We start from the raw sequence: 11,427 nt of genomic DNA, 5'->3' as shown, positions 1-11,427 counted from the left end.
TATGCCGGCGATAAGCTCCGGGCGCGAACATATCGCCGGCGTATCGGGAAGCGCATACGCCCGCGCAACGCCCCGCGGTCTTCACTGGGCGGCATGTGCTGCAACGAGAAGACGCATGAGCGGCCCCGCGGGGCCGCGGCATGATCCCCCTGCGCCTCGACGAGATCGCCGCGGTCACCGGCGGGACGGTCAAGGGCGACGGGGACGTGCGGGTGACCGCCCCGGCCGTGCTCGACGGCCGCGAGGCCGAACCGGGCGGCCTGTTCGTCGCGTTCGCGGGCGAGCGGGTCGACGGCCACGACTTCGCCGCGCAGGCCGGGGAGGCGGGCGCGGTCGCGGTCCTCGGGTCGCGGCCGACCGCGCTGCCGACCGTGGTGGTCGCCGACGCGCAGGCCGCGCTCCAGGCGCTCGCGGCCGAGGTCGTGCGCCGGCTGCGCCACCGGCTCACGGCCGTGGGGGTGACCGGGTCGCAGGGGAAGACGAGCACGAAGGACCTGATCGGGGCGGTGCTGGCGAGCGCCGGGCCGACGATCGCGGCGCACGGCTCGGCGAACAACGAACTGGGCGTGCCGGTCACGATGCTCCGGGCCGACGAGGACACGCGGTTCCTCGCCCTGGAGATGGGCGCGCGCCGCATCGGCGACATCGCCGCGCTCGCGCGGCTCTGCGCGCCCGACGCGGGCGTGGTGCTCAACGTCGGGCTCGCGCACCTGACGTACTTCGGGTCGCGGCAGGGCATCGCGCAGGCGAAGGGCGAACTCGTGGCGGGCCTCGCGCCGGGCGGCACGGCGGTCCTCAACGCCGACGACCCGGCCGTGGTCGCGATGCGCGCGCTCACGGACGGCCCGGTGCTGACGTTCGGCGCGGCCGAGCACGCCGACGTGCGCGTCACCGGCCTGGAACTGGACCGGCTCGGCCGGCCGTCCTTCACACTGCGGGCCGCCGGGGCCGCGGCGCGGGTCGCGCTGCCGCTCATCGGCGCGCACCAGGCGCACAACGCGGCCGCCGCCGCCGCGGCCGGGCTCGCGGTCGGCGTACCCCTCGACGCGGCCGCGGCGGCACTGGAGACGGCGTCGCTGTCGAAGTGGCGCATGGAGTTGCGCGACCTGCCCGGGGGCGGGGTGCTGCTCAACGACAGCTACAACTCGAATCCGGACTCGGCCCGCGCCGCGCTGGACGCGCTCGCGGTGGTCGAGGGCGGGCGCCGCATCGCGGTCATCGGCGGGATGCTCGAACTCGGCGGCGAGAGCGACGCGGAGCATCTCGCGATCGGCGCGTACGCCGCCGCGCGGGCCGACGTGGTGGTCGCGGTCGGCGAGGAGGCCCGGCCGGTCGCCGCGGGGGCCGGGGAGCGCGGGATCGCCTTGGGCGGCAACGACGCCGCGGCCGCGTGGCTGCGCGGCCGGGTCGAGGACGGCGACGTGGTGCTCGTCAAGGGCTCGCGTGCGGCGCGCCTCGACGAGGTGGCCGACGCGCTCCTGCGGCAGGGCGGCTGAGCGGTGCCGGAACCGGTCGCTCGGGGTTCCCCGCGCGATCGCGGCCGACGGGGACGCCCGGGTGCTCGCGCGCCCGGGCGTCCCTGTCTTCGCTCCCTGGGTCTACGCGTAGGTCTCGAACTCGGTGATCTTGGGTGTGCCTGAGGCCGTGAGGATCACGAAGTTGACCTTCGTCAGGGAGGTGGCGGTGAAGGTGATCGTGCCCGCTCCCGTGCCGGAGGCGAGGACCGCTCCGGTGTCGTTGTTGACCAGCTGCCAGTCGTCGATGTTCCCGACAGAGCCGGCGGCCTCCCGGATCACGACCGTGTCGATCGTCTTGGCGGAGCTCCACTTCACCGAGACGCGGCCGGTGGTGCCGCTCGGGGACCACAGGGTCGAGGCGCTGCCGTCGATGACGTTGCCGTAGCTGGTGCCGCTGGCCTTCGAGGAGCCGTCGGCGCCCGCGCCGAGGCTGAGGTTGACGCCGGTGGTCGGCGGCGGCGAGGTCGGCGGGTCCGTGGTCGGGGTGGTCGGCGGGTTGCCGGTCGGGGTCGGGGACGGCGACTGGACGGAGCAGCTGCCGTCGGAGGTCTTCAGGCCCTTGTTCGCGCCCGCGGTCGCGGCCACCACCGACGGGACGCAGTTCGCGTTGTCGAGGCTGAACGAGTAGGGGATGGAGACCGAGGTGGTGGAGACCGGGTTCGGTCCGGCCGGGTGGTTGTCGGTGCCGGGGGACGACCAGGTCACGTTGTCGTAGACGTTGCCGTTGACCTCCCAGTAGCCCATCTCGTCGGTGTAGAAGGTGCCGAGGACGTCCTTGGAGTCCTCGAAGTAGTTGTTGTCCACCTGGATCCTGCCGCCGACGCGGGAGTTGATGCCCGACTCGACGACGCCGACGAAGTGGTTGTTGTAGCTGTGCGCGGTGCCGCCGCGCAGCAGCGGGATGCGCGAGTTCAGGTTCTGGTACAGGTTGTGGTGGAACGTGATGAAGCTGTTCGACACGTCGCTCTCGCTGGAGCCGATGAGGCCGCCGCGCTCGGAGTTGCGCATGATGCTGTAGGACAGCGTCACGTACTTGGTGTCGTTCTTCATGTCGAACAGGCCGTCGAAGCCCTCCGCCTCGCCGCCGGAGGCCTCCAGGGTGAGGTGGTCGGCCCAGACGTTGCGGACCCCGGACTCCATGCCGATCGCGTCGCCGCCGTTGGAGGTCGGCGAGCCGGACTTCTTCACGTTCCTGACGGTGAAGTTCTGGAGGATGATGTTGCTCGACTCGCGGATGTGGATGCCGATCTGGTCGAAGACGGCTCCGGAGCCGACGCCGACGATCGTCACGTTGCTGACGCCCTTGAGGTCGATGAGGGTCGAGCCGACGTCGCAGCTGCTGCCGGAGACGTCGGCGGTGTTGCCGTGGTTGATGGTGCCCTCGACCTGGATGACGATCGGGGTGCTGGCGGAGGCCCGGTTGCACAGGGCCTGGTTGATCTGGGTGCCCGTGGTGGCCCGGACGACGGCGCCGCCGGCGCCGCCGGTCGTGCCGCCGTTCTGCGCGGCGTAGCCGTTCGCGGCGTTCGCCTGGGCCGTCGCGGTGTTCATCGAGAGCGCCACGCCGGCGACGGCCACGGCCATCGCGGCGGCGACTGTCCCGACTCTGAGTGCTAGCGATCGTCTCATCGCCGGCTCCTAAGGGGTAGGAATTGACATGTTTCAATGAGTCTAGGGAAAGCCCTTTCCGAAAATCAAGGATTTTGGGCAACCGATTGCACAATCTCGGGGATCTCTCGGCCGCACGGCCCTGACCTGCGGCTGCACCGGACCGGCGGTTAGGCGCGGCCGTCACGGGTACCTCCTGCGTCCCAGGGCCCCGCCGCCGCGGGGCCGCAGCCACGTGAGGGGGAACGGCACCATGGGCAAGCCGGCGCAGCAGCAGCAACCGCCCGGGCGGACCGACGAGATGCGGCCGCGGCCGCGGGACTCGATGGAGGGCTACGAGGGCCGCGGGCTCCTGAAGGACCGCAAGGCGCTCGTCACCGGCGGCGACTCCGGGATCGGGCGGGCCGTGGCGGTCGCGTTCGCGAAGGAGGGCGCCGACGTCGCGATCGCGTACCTGTCGGAGCACGACGACGCGGAGCAGACCGCGAAGCTCGTCGAGGCCGAGGGGCGCAAGTGCGCGCTGCTCCCGGGCGACCTCGGGTCGGCCGAGCAGTGCCAGAAGGCCGTGGACGGCACCGTCGAGGCGCTCGGCGGGATCGACCTGCTGGTGAACAACATCGCGACCCAGCAGCCGGTGGACCGGCCCGAGGAGATCACCGACGAGCAGTGGGTGCGCACGTTCGACGTGAACATTCACAGCTACTTCCGGGTGACGGCGGCGGCGCTCGCGCACCTCGGCGAGGGCGACTCGATCATCAACACCGCGTCGGTGAACGGCCTGCGCGGCAACAAGACCCTCATCGACTACTCGGCGACGAAGGGCGCGGTCATCGCCTGGACGTACTCGATGGCGCAGGCGCTCGCGGACCGGAAGATCCGCGTCAACTGCGTCGCGCCCGGTCCGGTGTGGACGCCGCTGATCCCCTCGACGCTCCCGGAGGAGCACGTCGAGAAGTTCGGCGAGCAGACCCCGATGGGGCGCACGGCCGAGCCCGACGAGATCGCGCCGTCATTCGTGTTCTTCGCGTCGAACCGGCTCTCGTCGTACTACAGCGGCGAGGTGCTCGCCCCGCTCGGCGGCGAGACGATGCCGGGCTGACCGGTCTTTCGAGACGACCGGCGGCGGCGCCTCTGGTGGCGCGCCGCCGCCGGTCCCTGTGCTTGCGCCGCGCAGCGGCCGGGGACGCCGTCCGCGTCCGGATCGAAGCGGGGTCCAAGGGGCCCAAGGGCTCAGCCCAGGCGCCCCAGGGCCTCCTCCGCGGACGCGGCGTGGTCGTCCATCGCGGCCCACGGGTCGGACTTGCGGACGAGGCGGCGGCGGACGCGGTCGGTCGAGTAGCGGTCCGGCGTCGAGCGGCCGAGCTCGTCCCAGTCGAGCGGGGTGGCGACGGCCGCGCCGGCGCGGGCGCGCAGCGAGTACGGGGCGACGAACGTCTGCCCGAAGCCGTTCCGGTTGACGTCCAGGAAGATCCGGTCGCCGCGCCGGTTCTTGCGCTGCGCGGTGGTGAGCAGGTCCGGGTCCTCGGCGGCGAGCCGGTCGGCGATCGCGAGCGCGAGTTCGCGCGCGGTCGCGAAGTCGGCGGTGCGGTCGAGCGGGGCCGCCACGTGGTAGCCGCGGCCGCCGGTGGCCTGCGTGAACGGGGTCAGGCCGATCTCGGTGTAGACGTCGCGCAGGCGGCGGGCGACCTTGTGGAGGACGGCGGTGTCGGTGCCGTCGGGCGGGTCGATGTCGATGACGAGCCGGTCGGGGCGCTCGAGGTCGTCGAGGGTGGAGAGCCACACGTGGAACTCGACGGTGGCCTGGTTCGCGAGGTAGACGAGGGTGGCGGCGTCGTCGCAGAGGACGTAGTCGACGGTGCCGGAGTCGCCGCGGCCCTCGACCGCGGTGGTGCGGATCCAGTCGGGGAAGTAGTCGGAGGCGTCCTTCTGGAAGAAGCCGCCCTCGCCGATCCCGTCGGGGAAGCGCCGCATGGTGAGCGGGCGGCCGGCCAGGTGCGGGACCATGGCGTCGGCGACGGCGCGGTAGTGGTCGATGACGTCGCCCTTGGTCACGTGGTCGGCGGGGAAGAGCTCCTTGTCGAGCCGGGAGACGGTGATGTCGCGGCCCTCGACCGTAACTGACGGCATGCGGGTGACCCCTTTCTCTCGCCGGGGTGTACCCGCAGGTCGCAGCGGTAAACGGCCGCGACACTGGGCCTAGGCGGACTCCTTCTCGGCGAGCGCGGCGAGCTGGTCGGCGACGGCGCCCCAGCCCTCGTGGAAGCCGAGCTCCTCGTGCCGGTCGCGGGCGGCGCGGTCGCCGTGGCGCACCAGGGCGCGGTACTCGGTGCCCTCGGGCGCGTCGGCGAGCGTGATCTCCGCGGTGAGGGCGACCGGCTGCGGGTCGGCGGGGCGCCAGGCGCTGTCGAGGGCGTTGGTGAAGACGATGCGCTCGCCCTCCTCCACGACCAGGAACACGGCGTCCATGTGCGGGACGTAGGTCTCGCCGTCCTCGCTCATGCTGGTGACCATGGGGCCCCCGGGCGCGGCCTCGAAGCGCTCGACGCGCATGACCATGGGGGCCGGGAGCCACCACTGCTCGAAGCGGGCCGGGTCGGTCCAGGCGCGCCAGACGACGTCGCGCGGGGCGCGGATGACGCGTTCGACGACGAGGTCGAGTTCGGGATTCATTGCTGCTCCTCGGGATCGGTGACGAACTGCTCCAGCCGGTCGGTGCGCGCCTCCCAGACCCGCCGCTGCTCGGCGAGCCAGTCGTCGACGAGCGCGAGCCGTTCGCGCCGGAGCGCGCAGGTGCGCACCCGGCCGGCCTTCGCGGTGCGGATGAGGCCGTTCGCCTCCAGGGTCCGCACGTGCTTCATGAAGGAGGGAAGGGTCATCGGGAACCCGCGGGCGAGGTCGCCGACGCTCATCGGCCCGCGCCCGAGGCGGCGGACCACCTCGCGACGGGTGGGGTCGGCGAGCGCGGTGAACACGCCGTCGAGCGCCTCCGAATAGTGTGCCATAAGGCTAAGTATTGCGCGGCCGGACACTAAGCGCAAGGGCTCAGTGTTGCTTATTTCGTGCGCCCGGCCCGGGCGGTCTCGCGGCCCGGCCGGGTCGCCACCCGCAGCACGTCCGCGGGCAGGTGACGGCCGGGCCCGCACCGGAGTGGTCCGATATGCGGGCGGCCGCACCCCCGACCGGGGGTGCGGTCGTGCGCTTTTCAGGCGGCGGCGGGGACGGGGCGCTCGCTCGGCCCGGTGTAGGCCGAGAGCGGCCGGATGAGCGCGTTCGCGTCGAGCTGCTCGATGATGTGCGCGGTCCAGCCGGTGACGCGCGACATGACGAACAGCGGCGTGAACATGGGGATGTCGAAGCCCATGAGGTAGTACGCGGGCCCGGCCGGGAAGTCGAGGTTCGGGTGGATGCCCTTGGCCTCCAGCATGGCCCGCTCCAGCTCCTCGTACATCCGCACCCACTTCCGCCCGCCGGTGAGGGCCGCCATGTCGACGAGCGCGGCCTTCATGGTCGGCACGCGCGAGTCGGCGTCCTTGTAGACGCGGTGCCCGAAGCCCATGACCTTCTCCTTGGCGGCCAGGCGCGCCCGCAGCCAGTCGCCGGCCCGGTCGGGGTCGGCGATCTCGAGCATCATCTTCATGACGGCCTCGTTCGCGCCGCCGTGGAGCGGGCCCTTGAGCGCCCCGACCGCGGCCGTCACGGCCGAGTACATGTCGGAGAGGGTGGAGGCGACGACGCGGGCGGTGAAGGTCGAGGCGTTGAAGGAGTGCTCGGCGTACAGGATCATCGAGACCTCGAAGCAGCGCAGCACCTCCGGGGCCGGGACCTCGCCGAAGCACATGTGGAAGAAGTTCGCCGACCAGCCCAGGCCGGGGTCGGGCGCGATGCGCGCCAGGCCGCGGCGGCGCCGGTGGGCGTGCGCGATCACGGTGGGGAGCTTCGCGAACAGCGCCTCGGCCTTCGCCTGGTTCGACGCGCGCCGGTTGTCGTCCTCGCTCGGGTCCTCCGCGCCGAGGCAGGACACGGCGGTGCGCAGCAGGTCCATCGGGTGGCAGTTGTCGGGGACGCGGTCGACGACGCCGATCGTCGAGCGGGTCACCTCCCGCTGGGCGCGCTCGCGGGCGGTGAAGGCGGCCAGGGCCGCGGCGTCGGGGAGCTCGCCGTACCAGATGAGGTGCGCGACCTCCTCGAACGAGCGGGACGCGGCCAGCTGCTGCACCGGGTAGCCCCGGTAGGTCAGCGAGAGGGTCTCGGGGACGACCTCCGAGATCGCGGTGGTGTCCGCGACGACTCCGGCCAGGCCCTTGCGGATGTCGGCGCTCATGCGTCCCTCCCGTGCTCGCCTGGAACGGCGAAGTCGAACAGCTCCTGGTCGAACTCGTTGTACGAGGCGTAGTCGACCAGGTCGTACAGCCGGGCGCGGGTCTGCATCCGGCCGAGCAGGGACGCCTGCGTCCCTTCGGTCTTCAAGGCCGCGAACAGCTCGTCGACCGCGCCCATCGCGGCCCGCAGGCTCGAGACGGGCCAGATGACGACGTTGTAGCCCAGGTCCTCGAGCTGCCGGGCGGTGAGGTTCGGGGAGGTCCCGAACTCGGTCATGTTCGCCAGCAGCGGGACGTCGACCGCCGCGCGGAAGGCCGCGAACTCGGCCTCGTCGCGCAGCGCCTCCGGGAACACCAGGTCCGCCCCGGCGTCCACATAGGCTTTCGCGCGGTCGATCGCGGCGTCCAGGCCCTCGATCGCGCGCGCGTCGGTGCGCGCGCACACGACGAAGTCCGGGTCGGTGCGGGCCTTGACGGCGGCGGCGACGCGGCGGACCATCTCGGCCGCCGGCACCACCGACTTCCCGTCCAGGTGCCCGCAGCGCTTCGGGTTCACCTGGTCCTCCAGGTGGCAGCCGGCGAGCCCGGCGTCCTCGAAGGACCGGATCGTGCGGGCCACGTTCGACACCTCGCCGAACCCGGTGTCCGCGTCGACGAGCGTCGGCAGGTCCGTGGCGCGCGCGATCTGCCCGCCCCGGCCCGCGACCTCCGTCAGCGTCGTCAACCCGATGTCCGGCAGCGCCAGGTCCGCGGCGAGCGCCGCCCCGGAGACGTACACGCCGTCGAACCCGTGGTCGGCGACCGCCTTCGCGGCCAAGGGCGAGAACGCGCCCGGCAGCCGCAGCAGGCGGCCCGAGGCGAGCCCGTCGCGCAGGCGGCGCCGCTTCTCGGCGGGAGTCGGCATCAGAACAGCCCCTTCGCGGTCGGTTCGGCCAGCGCCCCCGCGGGCGCGGCCAGGTGCAGGGCCCGCACGCCGGTCGCGTCGAGCGACTCCAGGCGGCAGGCCAGGTCCAGGAACCGGTCCTGCTCGGCCGCGGCGATCACGCCGTCGGCGAGGGTCCGGAACTTCGCGATGTACTGCTCGCGGCCGAACGGGCGCGCCCCGGCCGGGTGCGCGTCGGCGACCGCGAGCTCGTCGGCGACCACGGTGCCGTCGTCGAGGACGATCTCGACGCGGCCGCCGAAGGCCCGCTTCGCGGGGTCGGGGTCGTGGTAGCGGGCGGTCCACTCGGGGTCCTCGACGGTGCGGACCTTCCGCCACAGCGCCACGGTCGAAGGCCGGTGCGCGCGTTCGGGAGTGTAGGACCGCTCGTGGTGCCAGGCGCGGTCCTCCAGGGCCACCGCGAAGATGTACATGATCGAGTGGTCGAGGGTCTCGCGGCTCGCGTCCGGGTCGGTCTTCTGCAGGTCCCCCGCGCCCGAGCCGATCACGTGGTGCGTGTGGTGGCTGGTGCGGATGACGACCTCGCGCACCCGCGACAGGTCGCCGACCCGCGGCGCCATGCGGCGGGCCAGGTCGATGAGCGCCTGCGACTGGTACTCCGCGGAGTGCTCCTTGGTGTACGTGTCGAGGACGGCCCGCTTGGGCTCCCCGCGGCCGGGCAGCGGCACCTCGTACACCGCCTCGGGCCCGGAGAGGAGCCGCGCGATGACGCCGTCCTCGCCCTCGTAGATCGGGGACGGGGCGCCCTCGCCGCGCATCGCCCGGTCGACGGCCTCGACGGCGGCCTTGCCCGCGAACGCCGGCGCGTACGCCTTCCAGGACGAGATCGCGCCCTTGCGGGACTGCCGGGTCGCGGTCGTGGTGTGCAGCGCCTGCCCGATCGCCTGGTAGACGACGTCCACGGGCAGGTCCATGAGCGCGCCGATGCCGGCCGCGGCCGAGGGGCCGAGGTGCGCGATGTGGTCGATCCGGTGCTCGTGCAGGCAGATCCCGCGCACCAGGTCCACCTGGACCTCGTACGCGGCCGCGATGCCGCGCACCAGGGCGCGGCCGTCGAGGCCGCGGTGCTGGGCGACCGCGAGCACGGGCGGGATGTTGTCGCCGGGGTGCGAGTAGTCGGCGGCGAGGAACGTGTCGTGGAAGTCGAGCTCGCGCACGGCGACGCCGTTCGCCCACGCGGCCCACTCCGGCGAGGACCGCACCGGCGCGGCCGCCCCGTGCTGTGCCACTCCGAAGACGGCCGCGCCGGGCGAGTAGGGGTGCGCGAGCGCCTGGGCCCGCGCGGCCGCCACCGGGCCGCGCGCCAGGGACGCGGCGGCGACGGCGGCGTTGTCGATGACGCGGTTGCCGATCATCTCGGCGACGTCGCGCTCCACCGGCACCGGGTCCACCGCGGCGGCGGCGAGCTTCCAGGCGAGCTGCGCCTCGCGGGGCAGGTCCTCGCGGGAGGCGTGGGCGCGGACGCGGTGGGTGATCACTCAGGGCTCCTGGCAGTGCGGCGGACGGGTATGTTTCACAGTATGTACACCCCGGAGACCCGTTGAAACAGCTGTAAATGTGGTTTCTTGTGGAATTTTCCGGGCCGGTTTGTGAACTCTGTGAAAGGCCGTGGTCATGGCGTTGAGGAAGGCGAAGGCCGGGCTGCGGCTGCGCCGGTTCCGGGAGGAGCAGGGGCTGACGCAGGCCGCGCTGGCGCAGGCGCTCGGGATCTCGACGAGCTACGTCAACCAGATGGAGTCGAACCAGCGGCCGATCACCGGGCCGGTGCTGCTGCGGCTCGCCGAGGTGTACGACGTGGACGTGCAGCGGTTCTCGGCCTCCGAGAGCGACCGGTTGACGGCGCAGCTGCGGGACGCCCTGGCCGACACCGCGCACGCCGACCGGGTCTCGGACGCCGAGGCGCGCGAGCTGGCCGAGTCGATGCCGGAGCTGGCGCGGTACGTCGTGGACCTGCACCGGCGCCACCGGCACCTGCTCGAACGCAACGCGGCGATGAGCGCGACCCTCGACGACGGCGGCTCCCCGACCGCGCACGAGGAGGTCCGGGACCTGTTCTACGCCAAGCGGAACCACGTGGCCGCGCTCGACGAGGCCGCCGAGCGCATGTACGAGGGCGCGGGCCTGGAGGGCGCGCTCGAACGCGGCGACCTCGCCGGCGGCCTCGCGCGGCTGCTGCGGGACGAATACGGGACGGTGGTCACCGACCTCGAAGCGGGCGAGGCGAACCGGGTGAAGCGCCGCTTCGACCCCGAGGCGCGGGTGCTGCGCGTCTCGCCGCTCCTGAGCCCCGGACAGCGGGCGTTCCAGCTCGCCACGCACCTGGCGCTGGCGGCATGCGACGACCTGATCCGGGCCGAGGTCGACGCGGCGGACCTCTCGGGCGACGAGGCGCGCGGGCTGGCGCGCATCGGCCTGGCGAACTACTTCGCCGGCGCCCTCATCCTCCCCTATGGACCGTTCCTGCGCGCGGCCGAGGAGCTGCGCTACGACATCGACCTCCTCGGGCGGCGCTTCCGCGTCGGCTTCGAGACGGTCGCGCACCGGCTCTCGACGCTCCAGCGGCCCGGCGCGCGCGGCGTCCCGTTCTTCTTCGTGCGCGTCGACCGGGCCGGGAACATCTCGAAGCGCCAGTCCGCCACCGACTTCCACTTCTCGCGCGTCGGCGGCACCTGCCCGCTGTGGGACGTCTACGAGGCGTTCGCGAACCCCGGCGAGATCCGCACCCAGCTCGCGCAGATGCCCGACGGCCGCTCCTACCTGTGGGTCGCCCGCACCGTGACGCGCCGGTACGGGGGCTTCGGGACGCCCGCGAAGACGTTCGCGATCGGCCTCGGCTGCGACCTCCACCATGCGCACCGCCTCGTGTACGCCGACGGCCTCGACCTCCAGAACCCGGCGATGCTCACCCCGATCGGGCCCGGCTGCAAGGTGTGCGACCGCAAGGGCTGCCCGCAGCGGGCGTTCCCGGCGATCGGCGCGCCGCTGGAGGTCACCGACCGGCACAGCCGGTTCACGCCCTACCCCTCGGCGGGCTGACGCC

The 11,427-nt window shown here is 72.9% G+C and carries 10 protein-coding genes; 3 read left to right on the top strand and 7 right to left on the bottom strand.

The features are described from left to right. The first annotated feature begins 140 nt into the window (after positions 1 to 140). Positions 141 to 1,496, top strand: coding sequence for a UDP-N-acetylmuramoyl-tripeptide--D-alanyl-D-alanine ligase (locus tag EIW28_RS13645; RefSeq protein WP_125248226.1), 1,356 nt, complete (start codon positions 141 to 143; stop codon positions 1,494 to 1,496). Positions 1,497 to 1,598: 102 nt separating this feature from the next. On the opposite strand, the gene EIW28_RS13640 is transcribed toward EIW28_RS13645, so the two are convergent. Continuing rightward, positions 1,599 to 3,146 carry a pectate lyase family protein gene (locus tag EIW28_RS13640; protein WP_125248225.1) on the bottom strand — a complete coding sequence of 516 codons (1,548 nt, stop codon included), beginning with the start codon at positions 3,144 to 3,146 and terminating at the stop codon, positions 1,599 to 1,601. 232 nt (positions 3,147 to 3,378) lie between these two features. On the opposite strand from EIW28_RS13640, the gene EIW28_RS13635 reads away from it, so the two are divergent. Beyond that, positions 3,379 to 4,224: an SDR family oxidoreductase gene (locus EIW28_RS13635; RefSeq protein ID WP_125248224.1), complete on the top strand. Its 846-nt coding sequence runs from the start codon at positions 3,379 to 3,381 to the stop codon at positions 4,222 to 4,224. A 131-nt stretch (positions 4,225 to 4,355) separates the two neighbouring features. Here the strand turns inward: EIW28_RS13635 and ligD are convergent, their stop codons facing one another. The 6 genes from ligD to EIW28_RS13605 form a co-directional block, all read right to left on the bottom strand. Then, a complete protein-coding gene (ligD, locus tag EIW28_RS13630; RefSeq protein ID WP_125248223.1) occupies positions 4,356 to 5,252 on the bottom strand; it encodes a non-homologous end-joining DNA ligase in 897 nt (298 codons plus the stop codon). Between the two features lie 69 nt (positions 5,253 to 5,321). Further along, positions 5,322 to 5,795, bottom strand: coding sequence for an SRPBCC domain-containing protein (locus EIW28_RS13625; RefSeq protein ID WP_125248222.1), 474 nt, complete (start codon positions 5,793 to 5,795; stop codon positions 5,322 to 5,324). Next, positions 5,792 to 6,127 (bottom strand): ArsR/SmtB family transcription factor, encoded by a 336-nt coding sequence (locus tag EIW28_RS13620; RefSeq protein WP_125248221.1) that lies wholly within the window; start codon positions 6,125 to 6,127, stop codon positions 5,792 to 5,794. The genes EIW28_RS13625 and EIW28_RS13620 overlap by 4 nt, the downstream gene beginning before the upstream one ends. A 200-nt stretch (positions 6,128 to 6,327) precedes the next feature. Beyond that, entirely contained in the window at positions 6,328 to 7,446 is a 1,119-nt protein-coding gene (locus EIW28_RS13615; RefSeq protein WP_125248220.1) for a bifunctional 2-methylcitrate synthase/citrate synthase, read from the bottom strand. Beyond that, a complete protein-coding gene (prpB, locus tag EIW28_RS13610) occupies positions 7,443 to 8,348 on the bottom strand; it encodes a methylisocitrate lyase (protein ID WP_125248219.1) in 906 nt (301 codons plus the stop codon). The genes EIW28_RS13615 and prpB overlap by 4 nt, the downstream gene beginning before the upstream one ends. Further along, on the bottom strand, positions 8,348 to 9,865 hold the full coding sequence (locus tag EIW28_RS13605) for an MmgE/PrpD family protein (protein ID WP_125248218.1): 1,518 nt from the start codon (positions 9,863 to 9,865) through the stop codon (positions 8,348 to 8,350). Before EIW28_RS13605 ends, prpB begins: the two co-directional genes overlap by 1 nt. 142 nt (positions 9,866 to 10,007) lie before the next feature. On the opposite strand from EIW28_RS13605, the gene EIW28_RS13600 reads away from it, so the two are divergent. Continuing rightward, complete coding sequence (locus tag EIW28_RS13600; protein ID WP_125248367.1) at positions 10,008 to 11,423, top strand: short-chain fatty acyl-CoA regulator family protein; 1,416 nt, start codon at positions 10,008 to 10,010, stop codon at positions 11,421 to 11,423. Positions 11,424 to 11,427 lie beyond the last annotated feature (4 nt).

The organism is Glycomyces terrestris (assembly GCF_003933745.1).
In the GTDB taxonomy this organism is placed as follows: Bacteria; Actinomycetota; Actinomycetes; order Mycobacteriales; family Micromonosporaceae; genus Glycomyces; species Glycomyces terrestris.
Note: the sequence above shows the minus strand (reverse complement) of the source record. Positions and strands in the feature narration are given on the sequence as shown.